Origin of the sequence: Halovenus salina, from assembly GCF_026410925.1 — an archaeon.
Taxonomy (GTDB): Archaea; Halobacteriota; Halobacteria; order Halobacteriales; family Haloarculaceae; genus Halovenus; species Halovenus salina.
This window is the reverse complement of the sequence record NZ_CP112972.1, coordinates 2,954,338-2,976,194: the sequence shown is the minus strand read 5'-3', so window position 1 is coordinate 2,976,194 and position 21,857 is coordinate 2,954,338. Positions and strand designations below refer to the sequence as shown.

The following is a 21,857-nucleotide window of genomic DNA, read 5'->3' as shown; positions in this document are numbered from 1 at the left end:
ACAAGAGTTGGTCGAGATGTGGGGCTAAATATCTAGACTGGGTCAGGGTTCATCGAATAGCGACGCGAACAGCCGCCGCTGTGCCTCCCGGAGGTGGTGAGTGACGGTTGGCTGGGAGAGGTCAAACAGCCCAGCAAGCTCCTCGCCCGTCGTCTCCCGGGGCGATTCGAAGAATCCGCTCTCGTATGCACTGACCAGTACCTCGCGCTGTCTGTCGGTCAAACGCCCCGCGAACGCGCGCCGGATGTCGCCGTCGTCATCCACATCCCCGGCAGGCTGTCTGGTGAGCAACTCCGCGTCGGGATAGTGGTCGCCGAGTCGATCGATGAACTCTCGGACGGTCAGCTCCGAGGAGACTCTGACAGTCGCCTGGGTGGCGTCTGGTGTTGCCGTCACGGACTGTGGAATCCCGCCACAGTCGAGAATGTCCGCCCCGACAGTCTCTCCCGAAAGAATCGCCCGGAACAGGTGTGTCGTCTCCCGTCGCGTGTGTGTCAGCGACTCCACCGTGACGAACGCCCTGTCGAGTGCGAGAATGTCCTCGACAGGCGGATCAGACAGCGAGAACAACACCTGCGTGGCTTGGTCTGCGAGTGGCGTTATCTCGCGGTAACTGACCGGCTCGTCGACGAGTGACGCCACCGCGTTGAGGAACGTGTCGGTCTGTCCGAGCGATATCTCCAGTTCGGTCGCTCCGTCTGCGAGCATCCCCCGGCGGGTTTCGACGCTGTTGATACCGTAGGCAATCACCGAACCGATCGCCTCGAGAAGCTCTCTGGCACTTTCGTCGGGAACGGTCTGCTCGGGTCCGTACACCGTGAGCACACCGTACTCCGTCTCGCCGTAGCCGAGTGGGATGGCAAGGGCAGACTGGAAGCCGCGTTCGATAGCCTTGCGTGCCCACGCCTGCTCGCGCATCTCTGTCGCTACGTTCGCGACGGCTGTCAGTTCACCCGTGTCGGCTGCCTGTACCGCCGGCTCGTTGCCGCCGGCCGTCAGCGAGATGGCATCCAGATACTCCTGTTTGGATCCAGCCCACGACCGGGGCTCGAGACAGTCGCTGTCGGCCGGCCGGTGGCCGACCCACGCGAACGAGAGTGTCGTCTCTTCGACCAGTCTCTCACAGAGTTCGGCCTCCAGTTCCTCTCGGGTCTTCGTATCACGAATTACCTCCATCAGCGTCCTGCTGGCAGCGAGCAGGCGTTCGGCGCGTTCGAGTTCCCTGGTCCGTTCTTCGAGTGCCGCGTCGCGTTCGCGAATGTCGGCCTGACCGGCGACGCGGTCCAAGGCGGTTTCGACTGTCGTGGCAAGCAGTCCGACGAGCTTCCGGCGCTGGCCGGTGAAGACACCGCTCTCACTCGTCGCAGCAGCGAAGACGCCGTGTTTCCCAAGTGGAATTAAAAGCGAAGCGCGGGCAGACGTGTCTGGCTTCGCCAGTCGGTCGGACGTTCGCACGTCGTCGAAACACTGTGTCTCCCCCGTGACGTAGGTGTGCCAGGTGATAGAGTCGCCTTTCCCCGGACCGAACACCGGCGATTCACCGAAGAATTCGAGAAAGCGCTCTGTCTCGGCGACCGGTTCGAGGAGATTCGTCTCCTCGTCGAACAGGAAGATTCCCAGACCTGAGAGATCGAGGACATCGGTTGCCGTGTTGACCGCAACGTTGCTGATCTCCTGTGGCGTCTCGGCGGTGAGAAACTGACGGGTCGCCTCGTAGAGGGCGGTCAGTGTCTCCTCGCGCTGGCGGCTCTCGACGGCAGCGACCGCATGCCCGACCGTCTCACCGAGCTCGTCGAACACCGGCCGCTTCCGGACACAATCCGGTGTGTCTGCTTCCGAGAACACGACAACTGCGCCGTGTTTGGTGCCGTCGTAGGCAATTGGAATCACCGCTGCCGATTCGACTTCAGCCCTCTGGAAGACCGCTCGCCAGCGAGCAGGGAGGTCCTCATCACAGCGATGACAGACCTGTGTCTCACTCGTCGTAAGCGCCTGCTCTGTCGGCCCCACCGGTGCCACCGCATCTGTCCTCGAAAAGAGGGTGTCAACGAGTGTACCCGAATCTGTCCAGGCAGTCGCCTCAACGCGACCGTCGCCGGCCGACTGTAACGCGATAGCGTCCCGGTACCGGTCGGCAGTTGTTAGGTTCTCACAGACAGCCTGGAGAATTTCGTCGCGGGTCTCGGTGCTCAAAAGCGCCTCCTGGACACCCCGAATTATCCGGTTGATATGGTCCAGGTCGGCGAGTTCGTCGCGTTGGTCTTCAAGTCGCTGCTCTCTTGTGACCCGGTCTGTCACGTCCTCGACGGTGAGGACGACCCGTTCGAGTGAGTCGCCGTCGAACATTGGAACGCCGTCGACGGAGATGATAGTCTCCTCGCCGTCGGGATGCGCGACGATCAGTTGCTCGTCTTCGAGCGGTTCGGCTGTTCGCTTGATGCGGTTGAACGGTGACTCGGATTTCGAAAGACGGTCTCCGTCTATCTTCCGAATACGGACGTCCTCCGGCGAGTAGGTACTACCCTGAATCTCCTCTTTGCACGTTTGCAGGATTGTGGCGGCCTGCTCGTTTGCTCTGACGATTGTTTCGTCGGTGTCGATGACGACGATGCCGGCCGTGCTTGTTTCGAGAATCCGTTCGACGAGGTCACGCTCTGCGGCGAGTTGCTGTTGGCGTGTCTTTTGTTCGGTGATATCGGTCACGATACCGACGATGCGAACCAGTTCGCCGTCCTCTCGGACGCCGACCGAGCGGCTGTGGACCCACCGCTGTTCACCGTCCGGTCGAACGACGCGGTAGATCTCGTCGTAGTCGTCTGGGTCGTCGACCTGCTCGTGCAGTGCATCTCGGATCCGCTCACGGTCGTCAGGATGGACTGTGTCAAGCAGTGACATGCGATCCTCGTAAAGGTGTTTGGGACTCCGTCCCCACACGTCCTCGTACGCGCTGTTAACATACTGAATCTCGGCTCCGTCATCGAGGCGAGTGAGCCAGACGACATCGTTTATATTCTCTGTCACCTCCTGTAACAGCGGCGTCGGCTCGTCCTCGACCGTTCGATGTATTGGCGTGTGCTCGGAGAGGGCCAGCGCAGCCTCGATACGACGGTCGATGACTGCTGGGGCCACAGTCGCGACTGAGGAGTGGATGACCTCTGTGACACCGGCATCGAGCAGGCGCTCGGCGGTGTCCCCGTCGTCCCCCACGAACGCGATGACAGGAGGTGCCTCTCCGCTTGCCTCCAGTGAGCGCACCAACTCAATGATGTCGCCGGTACCGAGTGTCTCCGAGAGTAGAATACAGTCGGCGGCAGGCAGGTCCTGTTCTCCACTCCAGGCCAGCCGGGACACAGAGCGACTCTCGCCGAGTGTGGATGGCAGCGGGCCGACATCGCCTCCGCTCTCAGCGATGAACAGTATCTCAGGCCGCTCGGTGAACGCATACATTCCCAATTGAACGTCTGTAGGGAGTCCAGCCAGATAGCCCTTTTCGCTTTCGCTCACAGGAAGCCACCTCCTGGGCGGGTGCCGATAGTCAATTCGGGACGTTCAAGAGCCACCGCTACGCCACGGTAGATATGACCGAGATAATCGATGGAAACGCGGTTGCATCGACGCTTCGTGAGGAACTCACCGGCTGCGTCGAAACGCTCGCAGCGGCCGACGAGCGACCGACGCTGGCGACAGTGCTGATGAGTGAGGACCCGGCGAGTGAGACCTACGTCTCGATGAAACAGGACGACTGCGAAGAGGTTGGCATCGGAGCGCGTGACGTGACGCTCGATGCGGACGCGCCCGCCGAAGACCTGTTCGAGGTCGTCGACGACCTCAACAACGACGACGACGTGAACGCGATTCTCGTCCAGTCGCCGGTTCCCGACCACGTCGATTACCGGGAGGTGCTCGAACGCATCGACCCGATGAAGGATGTCGACGCCTTCCACCCCGAGAACGTCGGTCGCCTCGTCGCGGGCTATCCGCGGTACAAACCCTGTACCCCTCACGGTATCCAGCGGCTACTCGCGGCCGCAGATGTCGACACCGAAGGAAAAGATGCTGTCGTCGTCGGACGGTCCCGCATCGTCGGCAAGCCGATGGTGAACCTGTTCATCCAGGACGCACCGGGCGGCAACGCGACGACGACGGTCTGTCACTCTCGGACCGACGACCTGGCGGCCAAGACTCGTGAGGCCGACATCGTCGTCGCCGCAGCCGGCGTTCCAGAGTTGGTCGATGGGTCGATGCTTGAGGAGGGTGCCGTCGTCATCGATGTTGGCATCAACCGCGTCGAGGCCGAAGACGGCGATGGAACGACACTGGTCGGCGATGTAGACTTCGAGAGTGCAAAGGAGAAAGCGAGCGCAATAACGCCAGTTCCCGGCGGCGTCGGACCGATGACGCGTGCGATGTTGCTCTACAACACTGTCAAGGCGACCAGCCTGCAGACCGATACTGCCGTCGAGTTGCCGTAGCCCACATCCTGGCTGGAACTCTGTTGTTTGTGACCGTCGGTACCCGTATGTCCAGACGCGTCAAACCCGATGTAAGATAGGTAAAATAAATTATATATAGTAACTAAATAATATTTGCCTGGATATTAATGCTGAATCTATATGAACAGATAGCGGCATTAAACTGATGATGGCAGAGTTAGACACTGACGCCGAACTGAGCGGTCAGTATATTGCGTCGCTCATCGAGAGTGCAGGAGCCGTTTCGCCGGTGTTCGAGCGGAAGGTCCGAGATATCTTCAAGAAGCACATTTCCGAAGAGGTAGTTTACGACCAGTGGTATCCGGTAGCAGATGCCGCAGAGACGTATCAGCGCATCGAGCATCAGGTGGGCTCGTCGACGATGCAGGAAGGTGGTGCTGCGAGCGCGTCTGCCGTTGAGTGGCCCGACGAAATCACGACTGTCGGTGACGGCCTCGAACTGCTCGATGACATGCACCAGCAGGCCCATCGAGGCGGCAAAGACCCACATCCTGGAGGGCGATACCTGGTCTCCGTCGATGGCACACGAGAGGCACGGGTCGCTGTTTCGGACGACTGGCCGTACACCGTTCCACTTGCAGAAGGAGTGTTCGAAGGAGTTGTCAAAGACCTCGGCGGTGACGACGCGGTCCCAGTTCTCGATGCGGTTGATTCCCGCCACGACGAGAAGGCAGCCTGGAAGCTGACCTGGTAGCTACAGCCGTTCGAGTGCCCGGGCGAGCGCCGCCTCGTCGTCCTGGCGCAGGTACGCGCTCACGTCTCGGGTAGTCCTGACGAGCCCTTCTGCTTCGGTGGGGTCGACGTCGCCATCCAGCGCCTCGATTCGTTTCCGGCGTGAGCGAAGGGAGGACAACACTCGGTCGGCATCCGGGTCGCGGTCCTCGTAGACCCGACCTAGGTCCCTGAGGTAGATGTCGACCGCGGCGGCGACCCCGAGCCCACGTTCCGGTGCCAGTGTTTCGAGTACCTCGTCGGGAGCTGGCCGGTCGTTCTGGTCGGCAAGACGGAGCAGTTCAAGCAGATAGAGTTCTTCGTCCTCGTCGACGCGCATCACGCGGCCGAGCGTTGCACCGACTCGGCGCAGTTCACTCGCTGCCAGTACCGTATCGGAGAGGGGCTGTAACTCGCCCGCGTCGACGAATCCGACACTCCGGAGGTACGTCCGGGCTGCTTCGGCAGCATCATCGGCCAGCGTCTCGATGCTCACGTCACCAACTTCGTTTCTGATATCGGTCAGGTCGAGTTCGGCGGCACCCGCCGTGTGTGCCGTCGGCTCGTCGAGGCCAACGCTCCGAATACTCCCACACGCCGGACAGGTAATCTCGCCCGTCTCGTAGTACGACCACTTCGTACCACAGGACTGACACTCGCGCTCGCCCCGAAGTTCCATATCCTGCCATAGCACAGCCAGCCTCTTATACGAGTCGTCTACCACCGGAATCAAAGGACCTGTCACCAAGCATCCGCGCCGCAGGCGCGGTTCACTCGACCCGAGCGAAGCGAGGGTCGAGAGAGTTTTTCCCCTAGTTTTTGCGACCGAGAGGTTCCCGCAGGGCCGCGAAGCGGCCCGAGGAAACCCGAGGTGGTTCGAGAGAGCGAAGCTCTCTCGTCATCACGACAGGCGCGAAGCGCCTGTCGAACGAAGTAAAAAGAGGTTTAGAAGTAGTCGATACTCTGGGGCAGTTCGAGCTTCATGCCCTTGCGCTCGCGAATCTCGTCGATCTGGTCGGGCTGGAGGTTGTCAGCCATCACCTGGAAGCCGGCGTTCTCCGTGTTCCAGGAGGCACGGCCCTCGGTGGCCGAGCGGATGTCCGACGAGAAGCCAATCATCTCTTCGACCGGTGCGACGCCCTCGACGACCATCAGGTCTCCCTCCTGGTACATGTCGTCGACACGGCCACGTCGGCCCTGGATTTCGCCGCTTGCGGCACCCATGTGTTCGTTGGGTACGTCGATGCGGACTTCCTGAATCGGTTCGAGCAGCTTGACACTCCCGTCGATGAGTGCGTTGTGCAGCGCCTGGCGGACCGCAGGGATGACCTGTGCGGGACCGCGGTGGATGGCGTCCTCGTGCAGGCGTGCGTCGTGGAGCGTAATCAGCGCGCCCTCGACTGGCTCAGCGGCGAGCGGGCCGTCGTTGAGTGCTTCCTCGAACCCTTCGAGCACCAGCTCCATCGTCTCGTTGAGGTGCTGGATACCTTTCGTGTCGTCGATGATGATGTTCGCGCCGTGGATGTGCTCGACATTCTGGGAGGTGTCCTTGTCGAGGCCGGCGTCCTGAAGCGCCTCACGGCGTTCGAGTTCGGGCATGTCCATCGACGCCTTGCCCTGTTTGAGCGTGTCGATGATGTCCTGGTCGAGCGTCTCGACGGTCAGATAGAACCGGTTGTGACGGTTCGGCGAGATACCCTCGACCTCGCGGCTGTCCTCCTGGGGTGCCTCGCGGAAGACGACAATCGGCTCACCGGTCGTCACCGGGATACCCTGGTTGCGCTCGATACGCTGAGTGACGACCTCAAGGTGAAGCTCACCCTGTCCGGAGATGAGGTGTTCGCCAGTGTCCTCGTTGATCTCGATGTCGATTGTCGGGTCCTCCTTTGCGACCTGCTGGAGTGTCTCGATGAGCTTGGGCAGGTCGTCCATGTTCTTCGCCTCGACGGATTTCGTGATGACCGGCTCCGAAATGTGCTCGATGGACTCGAAGGGAGTCATCTCGACGCTCGAAACTGTGGAGCCGGCGATGCCGTCGTTGAGACCGGTGACGGCGGCGATGTTACCGGCTGGGACGTGGTCGACCTCCTCGCGCTCGCCACCCATATAGATGCCGACGCTCTGGACGCGGTTTTTGCCCGCGGTCCCGGAGACGTACAGCTCCTGGCCTTTCTCGATGGTCCCCGAGAAGACACGCCCCGCGGCGATTTCGCCCGCGTGGGGGTCGATACCGATGTCGGTCACCATCAGGACGACCTCGCCGTCCTCGTCGACGAGCTGCATCTGGTCTGCAACGTCTTGTTCCTCGTCGCCACGCCAGATGCGCGGGATACGACGGGGCTGTGCGTCGACAGGGTTCGGGAAGTGCTCACAGACCATGTCGAGCACGACGTTCGACAGCGGCGTTCGTTTGGCGAGTTCCTGGCGCTTGTCCGCGCGTTCGAGGTCGATAATCTCGCCGAAGTCCATTCCGGTGCGCTGCATCGACGGCAGCGAGACTCCCCACTTGTAGAGCGCAGAGCCGAATCCAACGGTTCCGTCCTCGACGGAGACCGTCCAGTCCTCTTCGATGTCGTCCATCTCCTCGGTCATCCCCCGGATGAGGTCGTTGACCTCACGGATGACGCTGGTCATCCGTTCCTGCATCTCTTCGGGACCCTCCTGCAGTTCGGAGATAAGGCGGTCGACCTTGTTGATGAAAAGGGTCGGCTTGACGCCCTCGCGAAGCGCCTGGCGCAGGACCGTCTCGGTCTGTGGCATCGCGCCCTCGACAGCGTCGACAACCACAAGCGCACCGTCGACCGCGCGCATCGCACGCGTCACGTCGCCGCCGAAGTCGACGTGGCCTGGCGTGTCGATGAGGTTGATGAGGTGGTTCGTCTCCTCGTACTCGTGGGTCATCGAAACGTTTGCCGCGTCGATGGTGATTCCACGTTCCTGCTCGTCCTCCTCGGTGTCCATTGCGAGCTGCTCGCCTGCGGTGTCGTCGGAAATCATCCCTGCGCCCGCGAGCAGGTTGTCCGTCAGCGTCGTCTTCCCGTGGTCGACGTGTGCCGCAATCGCGATGTTCCGGATGTTCTCCGGTTTATTCATCAGCGTTTCACATTCCTGAACGATTTTCTTTCGTCGGCCCATTATTACTGTCGCATACCGGTAGCAGGGTCAAAAGGGTAGTGTTTCGTGCCGACAAAATCCGGCTCGCTCGGAGGTTTGCGTGCTATTCTTGCACATACCCCTTTGTCGAGACTGCCCATGAGCGAGACGAGAGTATCCGTCTGCATACGCGCGGCAGTTTTGCCGGACACAACCATCAGTTACATGACCGCCCACAGGGCGGCCAAATTGGAGCGAAATTTCAACTGTTTCACGCTGGAGGTCCAGCAGAATTTGTCCACATGTTGAAAAAACCCCTTTACAGGCCAGTCGAACGGTTGAGATGGAATGTCAGATAACGATACGACACGGCGGAAGTTTATACAGGTAGCCAGCGGCTCGACAGCCGTGGCCCTCGCAGGCTGTCTCGGCGGCGACGACGGCGACGACAGCGACGATTCGATGGATGACGGTGGAGATACAATGGACGGCGGTGGAGGTACGATGGACGACAGCAACGATGGGACGACCGAAGACAGTTCAGACGGTCCAGAGCCAACCGACCCGTCTGATGCACCGGCAGCCGCGGTCGACCGTTTCAGCGAGGACGCCGGCACGCTCCTCGTACGCAACGACGAAAACGGTCTCCCGGGCCCGGACGAGCCGGTTGACTTCGACCAGGGGCCACATATCACCAGAGGTCTCGGCCCCGACGGCGAGATGGTCGAGTACTACAACTTCGATGTCCAGTCCCAGACGCCGGCACCGATTTATGCGCTGTTCTACGAGAGCGGCGACCCAGTCGGAGACCAGCTCAACATCATCGACGTAATTCCTGGCGACGAGGGCTACAACGACTTCTGGCACGTCCACAAGGTCACTGTCCCGGACGACTACGAGGCTAACGTCGCCACCAGCGTCGACGACATCACCGAGGCGGGCTACGATGTCGAGCCGACCGGGATGATAAAGAACTGTCCGGTCGTTCCCGAGGGGTCGACAGCCTCGAAGCACTTCGGGGACAACCACGACGAGGCACCGCTTGTCGACGGCTGGTACGACGGGCAGGTCGTCCCGTACTTCCTCTTCGAGGAGGACAGCTACGAGGCAGACGGCGACGGCAACGTATCGCTGTCGCCGATCTACGTCAGCTTCAACACGAACCCCGGCCAGGAGGGCGGCGGCCCTGCGTCTGGCTTCATGACCGAGGAAGGCAACGACCAGACCCACAACGTCGTCGCGACGCTGCCGGGAAAGGCGGGCTACTCACCGCTGTGGATGGTCAACCCCTATGACAACGCCGATTTCGATGGGGTATCCGACCTCGACTCGGCGACGGACGCGAACGTCCTCGCGATGGGCGCGGCGACCGTCAACTGCCCCATCGTATCGGTGAACTGAGACAGACTCTTCCTACGACAACACCGAACACGATGTACCACAAGGGAGACAACGCGGATGGGCAGGCACTCGATGTCGAAACGCATTTGCTTGCGTCGAGTAAACAGGTGAAATCAATGGAGAAGGCCCTGTGGTACCTTTTCGCTGGCAGCCGCGGCGGTGCTAACAGGGTCCGCATCGTCAGAGAGCTGGCAGATAGACCCCGTAACGCGAACGAGCTCGCCGATGCGCTGGACCTCAACTACAACACGATAGACCACCACCTGGATATGCTGGCAGAACACAACGTCGTCGAAGCGAGCGAGCACGACTACGGGAAACTGTATTTCCTGACCGACCAGTTCGAGCGCCACAAAGAGACCTTCGAGGAGATCTCGGGGGAGGTGAGCTAGCGATGGCGATGGGAGTGCCGACGGTTCTCGGAATTGCCCTCACCGCAGTCAACAGCGTGTTGCTCACGGTCATTGCCTTCGTTTGGCTCCGGAACTATCGGCAGTTCCGGTCGACGATGGTGCTGGGTCTGCTCGGGTTCTGTCTCGTCTTACTGGTCGAGAACCTGGTCGGTCTGGTGTTTTTCCTCAGTAGTATGAAGATGCTGTACGCCGCCGACCCCATCGCTGGCCAGGTGGCGCTCGGCATGCATCTACTCGAGCTCGTGGCAGTCAGCTTCCTCACATACGTGACCCTCAAGTAGCCCGGGTTCGGCGCAACTGTAATACGCCAGCGTCCCCTGGATATGTGCGTATGGACGTTGCAAAGGAGGGACCAGGCCCTGCAGAACCGTTTTTCGCCGCCGCTGAACTCGTCGAATCGGAGTGGCCACTCGAACAGTCCGTGACGGTCACCGTCGTCGAGGACCCCGACGAGCGGACCCGCGTCAGCCACGCCGAAGACGGGCACCGATTGACCATCTCCCGACAGGCCGCGACGAGCGCGATGGCCCGAGAGCTTGCACTCCATGAGTTCGCCCACATGCACCACCACGAACAGGCACACCCATCACACACTCAGTCGACAGAGGAAGCAATCTACCTCGCTTTGACTGGGCGAACCGTCGAGAAACGCAAGCTCACCCACTGCTATCAGATCGCCAACCACATGAAAGACATCTACGCCGACGACCTCTGGCTCGATGTCGCCCCGGCGGACAAGCTGGTCGACTTTCTCGAAGCCAGCCTCGCGAAGTCGCTGGTCGACTACCCGAGCGGCCCCGGAGCGTGGGACCCACTTGCTGCCGGTGCAGACCCGGAGATTACGGCCGTCAACGCGGCATTTGCCCTCGGTCTGGTCGAACGCCACGACCTCGTCGGCGACGACCACCGGCTCTACGACCTCGCACACGCTGCCGCCGCAGACGCCCCAGAAATCGATTTCGAGCGCTTCAAGGAGTTGTTCAGGTCACTCGACGCCGACCCCGACGCGAGCGAGTACCGGAAACACCTGGTCGATGCGGCCCGTGAGTACGCCGGTGGGACGGGTCCCGCCGCGGATTGAGACGGAGAGATAGCCCTAAGAGGGCAGAACCTGTTTCTGGAAGCATGGACGTTACCGAAGCAAGCGAGACGACACAGTCGGTGATCGACGAGATACTCGACGCAGTTATCGGCGAACGGGAGTTCATGGAGACGGTCATGGTCGGCGTCCTCTCGCGTGGCCACGTGTTGCTCGAAGACGTCCCCGGTACCGGGAAGACGCTGACCGCGAGTTCGCTGGCGACGGCGCTCGGCCTCGAGTTCTCGCGTATCCAGTTCACACCCGACCTGCTTCCCTCTGACGTGACGGGGACACACGTTTTCAACGAACGCGACCAGAGTTTCGAGTTCTCCGAGGGACCGATATTCGCAAACGTAGTGCTGGCCGACGAGATAAATCGTGCGCCGCCGAAGACACAGGCCGCACTGCTGGAGGCGATGCAAGAGCGCCAGGTGACCGTCGACGGCGACACCCACGAACTGCCAGAGCCCTTCTTCGTCATCGCCACTCAGAATCCTGTCGAGCAGGAAGGAACGTTCGAACTCCCCGAGGCGCAGGTCGACCGCTTCCAGGTGAAGTCGTCGCTTGGCTACCCCGAAGAGGAAGGCGAGTTCGAACTCCTGCGGCGGCGGGCAGGACGCGACGAACAGACGCCGACGGTCGACTCGATACTCGACCAGGATTCGGTGAGGAGCCTGCGACAGGTCGCCGAGACAGTCCATATCGAAGAGGACGTGTTGAAGTATATCGCCAGAGTGGGGCGAGCAACCCGGAACCACCCCCAGGTCGAGGTCGGCGTCTCTCCACGGGGCACCCAGAAGCTGTTCGAGTCCGCACGTGCACACGCCGTGGTCCAGGGCCGAGAGTTCGTCACGCCCGACGACGTGAAACAGATTGTCGAGCCGGTGCTCGCACACCGTCTGGTTCTCAAGCCGGAGGCCACGATAGAGGGTGTCGAACAGCGCGGTGTCGTCAGAGATGTCCTCAACCAGGTCCCTGTGCCGACTGTCGAGCTGGAGGCCTGACTACTCCGACCACGCCTCCGAGCCCGAGAGAACGAGCCCCGAGACAAGCAACACGACCGCGACCAGCAGGACGACGATAGCAAACTCCGGCTGTTCTGTCGGCGAGACGTAGTAGATACTGGCACCCACAGCGCCGCCAACGGCGGTCAGGCCGACGGTCTGGCCGACGTGATAGACGACCGCTCGGGTCGCTTTGCCGTCTTCACCAACGTGTTCGCCGAGTCGGACGCCGTACCGTCCGGCGTCGTAGGCGACAACTGTTCCGCCGGCAGCCACCAGCGCGGGCACCACCACGCCGCTGGTCCCGACGAGTAGACAGAGGCCACCGAACATCACGCCAGCACCGGCGGTCACGATTCGATGGCTGCCCCGGTACATCCCCAGCGCCAGCAGGAGACCACCCGTAATAGACACGAGGGCAAGGGACAGTCGGACGGAGGCGAGCGCCACGGCTGCCACGAACGACGCGCCGAGTGCGGCGGCCGTCGCTGCCGTCGGCGGGTGATACGTGAACTCCGCCCAGGTCCTGTCTGCGCTCACCCCGACCACCCCTCCATCGTCCGCGCAACAGCCACATCGAGTGACTGGTCGGCACCCCAGTCGATGACAGGGACGCCGTAGCCGTGGATACGGTCGATGCGACTTTGACGGTCGAGCGCCGCGGCGGTGCCGCCACGGCTGTCCATGCACGTCGGGTCCGGCGAGATGACAGTCACCTCGTGGCCCGCCGATTCGAGCAGCTGAATCGGTACCTCTACCTTGTCGTCGGTAAGGGGCGTACAGAGGAGTATCTGGGTCGGCTCAGTCAGCCGCTGGAGGAGCTGTATCGCCCGCAGCCGAATCGGGTGGGCGTTGTCAGGCTGGCCCGAGGAGAACGCCGGCTCCGTCGAGAACGCCTCCAGTGCCCTAGTCCGGTGGGTCGAGGTGTCGCTGGGCGCGAGCCAGTAATCCGGTCCAAGCGTCGCGATACCGACTCGATGGTTCTCGTCGAGCAGGGTTACAAGCAGTCGACTCGCCGCGTCGATACTACGGTCGACAGGGTGTCTCTCAGACTGGTCGGTACGGGTGTAGGCACTCTGGCGCAGGTCGATAAACAGCACAATCGAGGTCGACCGCTGTGTGCGAAACTGGAGCGTCGTAAGCTCCCGGCTCGACGCGTACTGATTCCAGTCGATGCGGCGGAGCGAATCGCCTCTCCGATACTCGCGCACCGCGTAGAATTCGAGCCCCTCGCCGGATTCGTCGGTCGCCAGCCGGCCGGCATAGGGCGTCGTCAGCCGCCGTACGACCGGGATATCGAGTGGCTCTGGCTCGTACCGGCAGTTGAGCTGTGTCGGGCCAGCCAGTTCGTACTCGTGTTCCCGTGTGGCCATCTGGTCTGTCACAACGGCATAAACGCCCTTGAACTGATGATTTCCGCTCTCAGCTTCGAGTTCGTACTCCAGCGTACACGTCTCGCCCGGCTCTAGTCTGGTTGCGAGCCGCGGCGACCCCGACGTAACACGGAGCTCGTCGGGCACGATATCGGCGAACCGACAGTCGGAGAGTGTGCTGTCTCCGAGATTTCGCACCGTGGTTTCGATGGTAACGGTCTCACCGGCGTCGGGCGACTCGGGGGTAAGCGACCGGCTGATACCGAGCTCCGGTCTCGGAGGCTGTGAGAGCGGTCGCACGGCCAGTATCCCGACTGCAACCACCGGCGCGAGCAACAGCGCCGCCGTCTGGAATATAATTCCCAGCCCCACAGCAATCATCACTCCGCCGCCGACAACGTTCCAGTAATCGGGGGTGTGAGTATCGATCAGGCGGAGCGGGGCCAACTCGCGTTCCGGCTCTGTAGATTCCTCGGCCGTCTCTGTCTCTTCGTCTGGTTCTTCGAGGAGGCTCACGCCGACTCACCCGTGTTCGGCCGTGCCGGATCGTTGCCTTCTTGAATCGCCGTGAGTGCTCCCTCTGGAAGAAGTCGTTCACCACGTTCGATGGCTCCGAGTTCGTCGATGACGTGGCCGGCTTGTTCCCCGGCTGTTGTCTTGCCCTTGCGCCACGGAATGAGCGACGGCTCGCCGCCGCTATTGCCGGATTCGAAGAAGGCGGCGGCATGGTCGTTCTCCGACCAGGCACCCGATTCGAGCAGCTGGGTTGCCTCGGCCTCCGTCAGGTTGTATCGCTTGGACAGCGTCGCCATGGCCAGCGAGTGTAGCCGCTCCTGAAGGTCGTCGTGTGTCTTTCTCCACCGGCGCTTTTCGTTCGGCCGGAACGGGTGTCTAGAGAGTATTTCCAGTTGGTTTTCAATCTCGTCGCCGGGCGTTGGCAGCGCAGTGGGCCCCTCGATGTCGGGAATATTCGTGTCGGTCCGTGACTCCCCTCTGCCGTACAGGTAGCCGGCACCGATGACGAATGCTCCCAGCAGAATCGTCAGCTGCCTCGCAAGCGGGATGTCATAACCCAACTGGGGCGCGAACATAATCGCGACGGCAGCCACAAAGAGCACGAGACCGGCCGTCGTTCGCTTCGTCATCACTGGCTGTCACCTCCGCTCACGTCGGCCGGCTGACTATCCTGAGCTGGCCCCTCGTCCTCGGCGACTCCCTGAGCAGCTCCGCTCTGCTCGATTCGCCGGAGGGTTGCCTCAGCACGGCGCTCGTGGTCGTCGGTAACCGGCGTCGTGCCGTACCGGACCTGTTCGAATAACTTCGTGAGTTCGTCGACGTCGTCGGTGTCGAGTCCGGCAGCAAGAGCCGCATCGGCGAACTCGCCGGGAGTGCTGGCCTCGGGATGGGCCACGTCAAGTGGTTCGGCCATTCGCGCCCAGGCGCGGTAGACGGCGTTCTCGCTGTCGGAGACCTGAGCTATCTCGTCTGCCGCGTCACCTGCGGCCGCGATGACCTCGTCTGCAACGTCCGATTCATCGAAGGTCTCTTTCTCTTCGAGCCGGCGTTTTCTGCCCCGCAGGTACAGGCCAAGCACGGCGAGCGCGCCGAGAACAGCAACGAAGATACCACCCAGCCGAAGCCGCTGGGCTGGAGCGTCCGACTCGCCGCCCGACCCACTCACAGCATCTGTCACGGCATCGGTCGAGACGTTCGCGGCGGCCTGTGCAGCCCCTCCACCGGGGGGCGGACAACCGTACAGTGCTGTTATCAGGATGACGACAAACATCGCCGGGAGAAAGACGAGCGGAAACGTGATTATACCCGCCATGACCTCTCGCTGGTGGATAGCCCCCAGCGCTGAGACTGTAAGTGCGAGCAACACGGCGACAACCGAAAGGTCACTTGAGTTGTAATCCGCGGTACACTCGTCGCCCTGTTGGCCGCCCTCTCCTAGGAGCGGACTGCCACCCGCTCCGGATTCGTTAGCGCTCTCCGTATCACCACCGGGGCTCTGGCTGCCAGCTGTCGGCGAACCAGAGCTACCGCCGTCACCATCAAGACTGTCCGTGATTGCCGCCGCGCCGAGACCGATGCCGACGATACAGAGGAGGGCGACAGCGATGGGAACCAATGAATCCCTCATCAACTGGTTTCCCTTGCGCATCTTGATACAAAAACCACCATGTTTCGTAAAGCCGTGCCATGACAGCCAGTCGGCTGTCGTGAGACGGATATACTTAAGTTGGTCCTGTGACAGAGCACTGCACGGACATGTGGGTACGTTCGCGCTACACTAGTGAACTGGCGGTGCTCGCGGCCTGGGTCTCGCTTCTTATCCCCTGGAACGTGACCTATCACACGAGCGCAACGGTCCAGGAGGCACCGGCGGCCGAAGGGACGATGTTCGTCCTCCGGTTTGCACTCTTCGAGTTACAACTCCGGGAGGAGACAGTCACGGCCGGAAACATCCAGATTGGCAACTTCGCCGAGTTTCTCGAAGCCCAGTACGCCGGAACAAACCTCTTCGGGGGCGTCTATCTCACGTCGCCGCCGACCTCGGCGAGCTTCTACGAGGGGACACTGTCACAGGCGAGCCTGCTCTGGACGGTGGCCGCCGTCGCGTTCGCGCTTGCGGTGGTGTTGAGTCTCGGATTGTACTTCAGGACCGAGGCAACCAGCGCCCGCCTCCCCGTCAGCGAGGTGCGGGTGATGGGTGGATTGCTCGGGGTCGCGACCCTCGCTATCTGTGGCTCCAGCTACCTCTACTTCCAGGAGCGGGATATCGTCGGCATACCCATCCCGGTGGGCGTTATCGTCATCGGCGCGCTTGCGGCGGTTTTGCTGGCGACGAAGGAAGTCCCAGAGCGGGCGGACGAGAAGTGAACCGACGCTCAAGCTCGGCCGTCCACGGGCCGTAGCCGGCCCGAACTCGCAACGTCTTTTAGGTAGACTGTGTGAGGTTAGGTATGTTGATTACCGTTTCCGGGCAAGCCGGCAGTGGCAAGAGCACGCTTGCGGCGGCACTCGCCGACGCCCTCGACTACGAACACGTCTCTGGGGGCGATATCTTTCGTGACCTCGCCGCCGAGCGTGACCTGTCACCGCTCAAGTTGAACCGACTCGCCGAGGACGACGACCAGATAGACAGAGACCTCGACAGACGGCTGCGACGAACAGCCAGGGAGTCGGAAGACCTCGTGCTCGAATCCCGACTCGCGGGCTGGATGGCCGGTGACCACGCCGACCTCAAAATCTGGCTCGATGCACCGCTCGACGTTCGGGCCGAGCGTATCGCCGACCGCGAGGACAAGACAGTCGAGACCGCACGCGAGGAGACCGAAGCCCGCACCGAGAGCGAATCAAAACGCTACCAGGAGTACTACGGCATCGATATCAGAGACCTCTCGATTTACGACCTCGTGGTTGACACCGCACGCTGGAGCCCTGATGGGGTCCTCTCGCTGACGGAGACAGCCATCGACGCCTACGAGCCAGACGCCGACGAGGGGAAGACACCTGTGACGGGTATTCGCTACGAGTTCGAGTGATGTCGCTTCGTCCCCCACCTGACGAGCGGTCGCCCGCCGAGCTGCTGTCGTTCGGCCTCGTCAACCTCGACAAACCACCGGGACCGTCCTCACACGAGGTCGCAGACTGGACGCGCGACCTCGTGACCGACGCACTGGCAGCGACCGACCAGACCATCGACCGGGTAGCTCACGCGGGGACACTCGACCCGAAGGTGACGGGGTCGCTGCCGCTCATGCTCGGCCGGGCGACCCGGCTCGCACAGGTCTTCGACGACAGCCAGAAGGAGTACGTCGCCGTCCTGGAGTGTCACGGCCCGCTGCCCTCCGATTTCGAGGCGACGCTGTCGGCCTTCGAGGGCGACCTCTACCAGAAGCCGCCGCGCAAGAGCGCGGTCAAACGCCAGCTCCGGGTTCGCCGCGTCGAGGAGATTTCGGTGCTGGACCGGGCTGACCGCCAGCTCCTCCTGCGAGTCCGGTGTGAATCGGGGACCTACATCCGGAAGCTGTGTCACGACATCGGCCTGGCGCTGGGGACCGGCGCACACATGGGCGACCTGCGGCGGTCGGCGACCGGCACGTTCGACGACACCAACCTCGTCACAATGGAGGACCTCGCCGACGCTCTCGCCTTCTGGATCGAAGACGGCGACGAGGAACCGCTGCGAGAGATTGTCGCTCCCGCCGAGCGGGCGCTTGCGACGCTCGGACGGGTGACGATTGCACCGACGGCGGCCCGCGAAGTGGCCGAGGGTGCGCCCGTGTACGCGCCGGGTGTCATCGGCGTCACGGCCGGAGACAGGGCGGAGAGTCCACCAGAAGACGGCGACCTGGTGGCCTGTTACACGCCCGATGGAGCGGCGGTCTGTCTGGGTCGGCTCGTCGGGGACCCCGAGGCAGAGTCAGGCACGGTCGTCGACCTCGAACGCGTTCTTGTCTAACTACTGTTCCTGGTGACCTGGATGGCCGGCGGGAAGGCCGCGCTGCCCGCAGGTCCGCTCACGGAGTGTCTCACCGGTCGGCGGTTCGAGGACGCCCCGCTCGCGGAGTTCGGGGACGACGAGGTCGACAAAGTCTTCGAGCGTTCCCGGGCGGACGACTTCTTTGACGTTGAGACCGTCGATGCCGAGGTCCCGGTACCAGCTCTCGATGGTGTCTGCGACTTCCTCGGGCGTACCGACCACGACCGGCGAGGTCGTGCCGAGGCCGGCAAACTCCGCGACCTCGCGAACGGTCCACTCGCGGTCGTCGTTGGTGGTGAAGGCGTTGACGACGCCCTGGATGGCCTCAGTCTCGATGTGTTCGAGGCGCTGGTCGGGGTCGAGCGTCGACAGGTCCATGTCGACGAACCCAGACAACAGCGTCAGGACGCCCTCGGTGTCGATAGCGTCGACGTAGCTCTCGTATTTCTCGGCCGCGAGTTCCTCGGTCTCGCCGACAATCGGCACCAGCCCAGGGAAGAAGGCGACCGAGCCGGGCTCGCGGCCGTGGTCGACCAGGCGGGATTCGAGGTCGGCGATGTACTCCTCGATTGCGGATTCCGAGGGTTGGCTGAGAAAGACTGCCTCGGCGTGCTTCGCGGCGAACTCTCGGCCGCGGTCCGACGAGCCCGCCTGGTACAGCACCGGCGTCCGCTGTGGTGAGGGTTCACAGCCGTGTGGGCCAGGAACGTCGAAATAGGTTCCCTCGTGGTCGATTCGGTGGACCTTCTCGGGATCGGTGAACCGGCCGGTCTCAGCGTCGCGCTCGACGGCATCGTCCGCCCAGGAGTCCTCCCACAGGGCATAACACACCGCCATGAACTCCTCAGCCCTGTCGTAGCGCTCGTCGTGGTCGATGCGTTCCTCCAAGCCGAGATTGGCCGCCGCGGATTCGAGGTAGGAGGTGACGATGTTGAACGCGACCCGGCCGTCTGTCAGGTGGTCGAGCGTCGAGAACTCGCGGGCCAACTGGTATGGGTGGTTGTATGAGGTGGATTTCGTCACCGCGAAGCCGAGGTCGTCGGTAACTTCGGCCATCGCCGGAATCACGTAGGCCGGATCGTTCGAGGGGGTCTGGACGGCCCGTTCGAGTGCCGGGTCGGCCGAGTCGCCGTACACGTCGTAGATGCCGCGTACGTCGGCAAAAAAGACCGCGTCGAAGCCGCCTCGTTCGGCGGTCCGAGCGACATCTGTCCAGTACTCCCGGTCGCGGTATCGGCTGGACTGGTCGCCGGGATACCGCCAGGAGCCGACAGTGACGTGTTCGACCGAACTCATCGTAAAGAGGTTGAGACGGAGGCGTTCGCTCACGCCCCCGAGTTCGGTCCCCAGACAGATGAACGCCCGAACTGCCGGAAATACTTGCTCAACAGGCGCAGTAGTACTCCTGCCCGCCGACGGCCGTCCGGAGTGCCCGATAGGCCGGTTCGGGGTCCGACGGTCGGTAGACGGCGGTCGTCAGGTCGCCGCCCCCGTCGAAGCTCCCGTCGACCAGCGCGGTCCAGTCGTTCCGACTGAGGCGGTCCCGGAAGCCGTCGTCGGTCGCCAGCAAGTCGAGATAATCCGGCAGATAGACCCACCGCGCGTCCTCGATGCCGTCGTGTTCGTAGGCTGCCTCGGTGGCGTCAGCGTAGGCGGCGTAGGGGAGGTTCGCGCCGGCCGCAACCGGGAGCCCAATCCACTTCCAGGGGCGGGTGTTGACATCGAGCAACAGATACTCCTCGCGGTCCGGGCAGTAGACGAACTCTGCCTCGCTGATGCCGTGGTAGCCGGTCTCGTCGAGCACCGCGAGCGCCCGCTTTTCGATGGCTGGCTCGGAACTCCGTTCGACGAGACAGGAGGTGCCGAAATCGAGCGGGTTCCGGACGCGTGCGTTTCCGACCAGTGAGAGTGTCTCCCCGTCCGGGCCTCGATAGGAAGCAAGCGAGTGGTCACGCCCTCGAGCCGTGTCGACGCGGCGCTGTGCCATAATCTCGATGTCCTCCTCGGCGGCGAGATCGACCACATCACGGAGGTCGTCCTCGTTCTCGATTTCGATGACGTTGGTGCCGACGACTTCCTCGAACTCGCGTTTGAACGCCGGCTTCACCACAAGCGGAAGTCCCAGCCGCTCGGTGACTTCGGCCACGTCAGCCTCTGCTGTGAGCGGGACCGTCTCCGGGTACGGCACGCCCAGTTCTTCGGCAGTCTCGTACAGCGAGGACTTGTCGAGTACGTCGTCGATGACCGCCCGGTCAGAGAAGGGGAGCCTGACGCCGTCGGGTTCGGTGTCGACGAGCGCGTGGACCCACTCGTCCATACAGCCAAAGCCGACGAGGTCGGTCCCTGCCGCCTCGGCGATGGCTTCGATATCCTCACGGAAGGCCGCCTGGTCGTCGAGTGGGTACGTCACCTGGCCTGCGAAGTCGACGTGTTTCGAGGGCGGTGCGACACCGTCGCCGGTCCGGTCGACGGCGATGACCGGGACGTCGTGGGCCGAGAGCGCGCGGGCGACACTCAGTCCGGTGATATGTGCGTTTGCGATGAGTGCCGGCGGTCGCTCGAACGCTGTGTCCTCGATCGCGCTGACGAGCTGTTCGTGGGACTGAAAGGCTGCCATTACCCGGAATATGTCCGACGGCCATTATAGACTCGTTGCTAGCGGCGAACAATACCACCCCGTCCTGTCTTTTTTCATTCATTAGCCACCTAACTCGTGTATCGGTCGCTGACCACAGCCTTTTGCTCGTGCGGTGCGATTGAACAATGGATGCACGCAGTACGTGTCAAAGAGTACGGAAGTCGTGACGTACTCGACGTGGAAGAGGTTGCACAGCCCGAACCCGACGCCGGTGAAGTCCGTATCGAGGTCACGGCAGCAGGTATCAACTTCGCCGACATCATGCAGCGACGCGGCCACTACCAAGGTGGGCCGAGCCCGCCGTACACGCCGGGCCTCGAAGTCGCGGGCGTCGTCGACGCGGTCGGTGAAGGCGTCGGCAGAGAGCCGGGCGACGAGGTGGTGACGATGCTCGATTCGGGCGGCTACGCGGAGTACGTCACCGCGGACGCGGCCGGCCTGTTCGATATTCCGGCGGGGCTGTCCTTCGAGGAGGCCGCCGGCTTCCCGGTCCAGTTTCTGACGGCCCACAACTGCTTGCACAGCTGGGGCGAGCTCGAAGCCGGCGAGAGCGTTCTGATTCACGCCGCGGCGGGCGGCGTCGGAACGGCGGCCGTTCAGCTCGCCAGCGAGGCGGGCGCAGAGGTGTTCGGGACCGCATCGACAGAGGAGAAGCTGGCGCTGGCCGAGCGGCTGGGCTGTGACCACCCGATCAACTACAAAGAGGAGGACTTCGCGGCAGTAATCGAGAGCGAGAGCGACCACGGTGTCGACCTGGTGCTCGACGGCGTCGGCGGCGAGACGAGCGCACGCTCGCTCGACGCGCTCAAAGAGTTCGGCCGGATGGTCGTCTACGGGGCCGCTTCGGGCGAGCCGGGACGGCTCCGGACCGACGAGATACTGTTTGGCAACAAAACTATCCAGGGCTATCACCTCGGACGGGCGACACAGCGACAACCAACACGCGTGTTCGAAGCAGTTCCAGAACTAACAGAACTGCTCGAATCCGGTGGCCTGGAGGTCCAGTTTGACCGCTCGTTCGACCTCGCGGCAGTCACGGATGCCCACGAGTACATCGAGTCCCGGAAATCGAGTGGAAAGGTCGTTTTGACGCCTTGATATCGGCCGTTGCAGGCGGGGAAACTGGTCAGTACTGATTTAAATAGTGGTATTCAATTGGCC

General features: G+C 62.6%; 20 protein-coding genes. 11 read left to right on the top strand and 9 right to left on the bottom strand.

Annotation, left to right across the window (positions count from 1 at the left end):
• Nucleotides 1–42 precede the first annotated feature (42 nt).
• The gene (locus tag OSC37_RS15010) at nucleotides 43–3,504 is read right to left on the bottom strand and encodes a GAF domain-containing protein (protein WP_267162243.1); all 3,462 of its coding nucleotides are present in this window, start codon (nucleotides 3,502–3,504) and stop codon (nucleotides 43–45) included.
• A 74-nt stretch (nucleotides 3,505–3,578) separates the two neighbouring features.
• Here OSC37_RS15010 and OSC37_RS15005 point away from each other — a divergent pair, with 74 nt between their 5' ends.
• Nucleotides 3,579–4,472, top strand: coding sequence for a tetrahydrofolate dehydrogenase/cyclohydrolase catalytic domain-containing protein (locus OSC37_RS15005; RefSeq protein WP_267162242.1), 894 nt, complete (start codon nucleotides 3,579–3,581; stop codon nucleotides 4,470–4,472).
• 169 nt (nucleotides 4,473–4,641) lie between these two features.
• Nucleotides 4,642–5,187, top strand: coding sequence for a hypothetical protein (locus OSC37_RS15000; protein WP_267162241.1), 546 nt, complete (start codon nucleotides 4,642–4,644; stop codon nucleotides 5,185–5,187).
• On the opposite strand, the gene OSC37_RS14995 is transcribed toward OSC37_RS15000, so the two are convergent.
• On the bottom strand, nucleotides 5,188–5,883 hold the full coding sequence (locus tag OSC37_RS14995; RefSeq protein ID WP_267162240.1) for a DUF7117 family protein: 696 nt from the start codon (nucleotides 5,881–5,883) through the stop codon (nucleotides 5,188–5,190).
• Between the two features lie 266 nt (nucleotides 5,884–6,149).
• The gene (locus OSC37_RS14990; RefSeq protein ID WP_267162239.1) at nucleotides 6,150–8,339 is read right to left on the bottom strand and encodes an elongation factor EF-2; all 2,190 of its coding nucleotides are present in this window, start codon (nucleotides 8,337–8,339) and stop codon (nucleotides 6,150–6,152) included.
• 306 nt (nucleotides 8,340–8,645) lie between these two features.
• On the opposite strand from OSC37_RS14990, the gene OSC37_RS14985 reads away from it, so the two are divergent.
• From OSC37_RS14985 to OSC37_RS14965, 5 genes are all read left to right on the top strand, one after another.
• Nucleotides 8,646–9,698, top strand: coding sequence for a hypothetical protein (locus tag OSC37_RS14985; RefSeq protein WP_267162238.1), 1,053 nt, complete (start codon nucleotides 8,646–8,648; stop codon nucleotides 9,696–9,698).
• A gap of 116 nt (nucleotides 9,699–9,814) precedes the next feature.
• Nucleotides 9,815–10,090 (top strand): winged helix-turn-helix domain-containing protein, encoded by a 276-nt coding sequence (locus OSC37_RS14980; RefSeq protein WP_267164205.1) that lies wholly within the window; start codon nucleotides 9,815–9,817, stop codon nucleotides 10,088–10,090.
• 2 nt (nucleotides 10,091–10,092) lie between these two features.
• Nucleotides 10,093–10,392: a DUF8036 family membrane protein gene (locus OSC37_RS14975; RefSeq protein WP_267162237.1), complete on the top strand. Its 300-nt coding sequence runs from the start codon at nucleotides 10,093–10,095 to the stop codon at nucleotides 10,390–10,392.
• Nucleotides 10,393–10,442: 50 nt separating this feature from the next.
• The gene (locus OSC37_RS14970) at nucleotides 10,443–11,192 is read left to right on the top strand and encodes a DUF5781 family protein (RefSeq protein ID WP_267162236.1); all 750 of its coding nucleotides are present in this window, start codon (nucleotides 10,443–10,445) and stop codon (nucleotides 11,190–11,192) included.
• A gap of 44 nt (nucleotides 11,193–11,236) precedes the next feature.
• The gene (locus tag OSC37_RS14965; RefSeq protein ID WP_267162235.1) at nucleotides 11,237–12,196 is read left to right on the top strand and encodes an AAA family ATPase; all 960 of its coding nucleotides are present in this window, start codon (nucleotides 11,237–11,239) and stop codon (nucleotides 12,194–12,196) included.
• On the opposite strand, the gene OSC37_RS14960 is transcribed toward OSC37_RS14965, so the two are convergent.
• The 4 genes from OSC37_RS14960 to OSC37_RS14945 are packed head-to-tail and all read right to left on the bottom strand — an operon-like array spanning nucleotide 12,197 to nucleotide 15,733.
• On the bottom strand, nucleotides 12,197–12,736 hold the full coding sequence (locus OSC37_RS14960) for a DUF7519 family protein (protein WP_267162234.1): 540 nt from the start codon (nucleotides 12,734–12,736) through the stop codon (nucleotides 12,197–12,199).
• Entirely contained in the window at nucleotides 12,733–14,085 is a 1,353-nt protein-coding gene (locus OSC37_RS14955) for a DUF58 domain-containing protein (RefSeq protein ID WP_267162233.1), read from the bottom strand. Before OSC37_RS14955 ends, OSC37_RS14960 begins: the two co-directional genes overlap by 4 nt.
• Nucleotides 14,082–14,714: a DUF7269 family protein gene (locus OSC37_RS14950; RefSeq protein ID WP_267162232.1), complete on the bottom strand. Its 633-nt coding sequence runs from the start codon at nucleotides 14,712–14,714 to the stop codon at nucleotides 14,082–14,084. The genes OSC37_RS14955 and OSC37_RS14950 overlap by 4 nt, the downstream gene beginning before the upstream one ends.
• Complete coding sequence (locus OSC37_RS14945; RefSeq protein WP_267162231.1) at nucleotides 14,714–15,733, bottom strand: DUF4129 domain-containing protein; 1,020 nt, start codon at nucleotides 15,731–15,733, stop codon at nucleotides 14,714–14,716. The genes OSC37_RS14950 and OSC37_RS14945 overlap by 1 nt, the downstream gene beginning before the upstream one ends.
• 107 nt (nucleotides 15,734–15,840) lie before the next feature.
• Here OSC37_RS14945 and OSC37_RS14940 point away from each other — a divergent pair, with 107 nt between their 5' ends.
• From OSC37_RS14940 to OSC37_RS14930, 3 genes are all read left to right on the top strand, one after another.
• On the top strand, nucleotides 15,841–16,452 hold the full coding sequence (locus OSC37_RS14940; RefSeq protein ID WP_267162230.1) for a DUF7549 family protein: 612 nt from the start codon (nucleotides 15,841–15,843) through the stop codon (nucleotides 16,450–16,452).
• Between the two features lie 83 nt (nucleotides 16,453–16,535).
• Nucleotides 16,536–17,117 carry a (d)CMP kinase gene (cmk, locus tag OSC37_RS14935; RefSeq protein WP_267162229.1) on the top strand — a complete coding sequence of 194 codons (582 nt, stop codon included), beginning with the start codon at nucleotides 16,536–16,538 and terminating at the stop codon, nucleotides 17,115–17,117.
• Nucleotides 17,117–18,037 carry an RNA-guided pseudouridylation complex pseudouridine synthase subunit Cbf5 gene (locus OSC37_RS14930; protein WP_267162228.1) on the top strand — a complete coding sequence of 307 codons (921 nt, stop codon included), beginning with the start codon at nucleotides 17,117–17,119 and terminating at the stop codon, nucleotides 18,035–18,037. The genes cmk and OSC37_RS14930 overlap by 1 nt, the downstream gene beginning before the upstream one ends.
• Here OSC37_RS14930 and OSC37_RS14925 read toward each other — a convergent pair whose 3' ends face one another.
• Entirely contained in the window at nucleotides 18,038–19,387 is a 1,350-nt protein-coding gene (locus OSC37_RS14925) for an LLM class flavin-dependent oxidoreductase (protein ID WP_267162227.1), read from the bottom strand.
• A 55-nt stretch (nucleotides 19,388–19,442) separates the two neighbouring features.
• Nucleotides 19,443–20,675: a carboxylate--amine ligase gene (locus OSC37_RS14920; RefSeq protein ID WP_267162226.1), complete on the bottom strand. Its 1,233-nt coding sequence runs from the start codon at nucleotides 20,673–20,675 to the stop codon at nucleotides 19,443–19,445.
• Nucleotides 20,676–20,825: 150 nt separating this feature from the next.
• Between OSC37_RS14920 and OSC37_RS14915 the strand changes: the two genes are divergently transcribed.
• On the top strand, nucleotides 20,826–21,794 hold the full coding sequence (locus OSC37_RS14915; protein ID WP_267162225.1) for a quinone oxidoreductase family protein: 969 nt from the start codon (nucleotides 20,826–20,828) through the stop codon (nucleotides 21,792–21,794).
• Nucleotides 21,795–21,857: the final 63 nt, after the last annotated feature.

Excerpts from the sequence above, each read along its gene's own strand:
- OSC37_RS15005 (WP_267162242.1), top strand. The coding sequence starts at position 3,579 with ATGACCGAGATAATCGATGGAAACGCGGTTGCATCGACGCTTCGTGAG.
- OSC37_RS15000 (WP_267162241.1), top strand. The coding sequence starts at position 4,642 with ATGGCAGAGTTAGACACTGACGCCGAACTGAGCGGTCAGTATATTGCG.
- OSC37_RS14995 (WP_267162240.1), bottom strand. The coding sequence starts at position 5,883 with ATGGAACTTCGGGGCGAGCGCGAGTGTCAGTCCTGTGGTACGAAGTGG.
- OSC37_RS14990 (WP_267162239.1), bottom strand. The coding sequence starts at position 8,339 with ATGGGCCGACGAAAGAAAATCGTTCAGGAATGTGAAACGCTGATGAAT.
- OSC37_RS14985 (WP_267162238.1), top strand. The coding sequence starts at position 8,646 with ATGTCAGATAACGATACGACACGGCGGAAGTTTATACAGGTAGCCAGC.
- OSC37_RS14980 (WP_267164205.1), top strand. The coding sequence starts at position 9,815 with ATGGAGAAGGCCCTGTGGTACCTTTTCGCTGGCAGCCGCGGCGGTGCT.
- OSC37_RS14975 (WP_267162237.1), top strand. The coding sequence starts at position 10,093 with ATGGCGATGGGAGTGCCGACGGTTCTCGGAATTGCCCTCACCGCAGTC.
- OSC37_RS14970 (WP_267162236.1), top strand. The coding sequence starts at position 10,443 with ATGGACGTTGCAAAGGAGGGACCAGGCCCTGCAGAACCGTTTTTCGCC.
- OSC37_RS14965 (WP_267162235.1), top strand. The coding sequence starts at position 11,237 with ATGGACGTTACCGAAGCAAGCGAGACGACACAGTCGGTGATCGACGAG.
- OSC37_RS14950 (WP_267162232.1), bottom strand. The coding sequence starts at position 14,714 with ATGACGAAGCGAACGACGGCCGGTCTCGTGCTCTTTGTGGCTGCCGTC.
- OSC37_RS14945 (WP_267162231.1), bottom strand. The coding sequence starts at position 15,733 with ATGCGCAAGGGAAACCAGTTGATGAGGGATTCATTGGTTCCCATCGCT.
- OSC37_RS14940 (WP_267162230.1), top strand. The coding sequence starts at position 15,841 with ATGTGGGTACGTTCGCGCTACACTAGTGAACTGGCGGTGCTCGCGGCC.
- cmk (WP_267162229.1), top strand. The coding sequence starts at position 16,536 with ATGTTGATTACCGTTTCCGGGCAAGCCGGCAGTGGCAAGAGCACGCTT.
- OSC37_RS14930 (WP_267162228.1), top strand. The coding sequence starts at position 17,117 with ATGTCGCTTCGTCCCCCACCTGACGAGCGGTCGCCCGCCGAGCTGCTG.
- OSC37_RS14920 (WP_267162226.1), bottom strand. The coding sequence starts at position 20,675 with ATGGCAGCCTTTCAGTCCCACGAACAGCTCGTCAGCGCGATCGAGGAC.
- OSC37_RS14915 (WP_267162225.1), top strand. The coding sequence starts at position 20,826 with ATGCACGCAGTACGTGTCAAAGAGTACGGAAGTCGTGACGTACTCGAC.